1 protein-coding gene is annotated in these 516 nt (G+C 48.4%); it reads left to right on the forward strand.

Features of this window, described 5'->3' with window-relative positions; all coding sequences use genetic code 11:
• Positions 1-391 (forward strand): flagellar hook-basal body complex protein (locus A3766_RS09525; protein WP_156508833.1); only part of this gene is annotated, 391 nt, incomplete at its 5' end.
• Between the last annotated feature and the right edge of the window lie 125 nt (positions 392-516).

Genomic DNA, 516 nt, shown 5'->3' on the forward strand with positions numbered 1-516 from the left:
TGGCAACCTATTAGAACCCGCCATCACTATTCCACAGAATGCTTCTTCAGTGACGATCGGCGAAGATGGCATTGTATCGGTCAGTATTTCTGGTGAAACCACTGCACAGCAAGTTGGCCAGATTAATACGGTCGACTTTATTAATCCCCAAGGTTTGAAAGCGCTAGGGAATAACCTGTTTGCTGAAACTGAAGCCAGTGGTAACCCTCAAGGGGGCACGCCGGGCTTGGCAGGTTTTGGTGAGGTTAAGCAAGGCATGCTAGAGCAATCGAACGTAGATACGGTGCAAGAGCTGGTCAGCATGATTACTGTCCAGCGCGCCTATGAAATGAACTCAAAAGTTGTGTCTACGGCTGACCAGATGCTCCAGTACATTGGGCAGAACCTGTAATACGCGCTTAGTTGTTTGAGGGGAAGGTGATTATATGAGGCAGATTAATCAAGTATTCAAAGCAGTGCTAGGCCTGAGCTTGGTCGTGTTGACTAGTGCATGCAGCATCATGACTCGTGAGCACC

It is taken from the genome of Oleiphilus sp. HI0132, assembly GCF_001635845.1.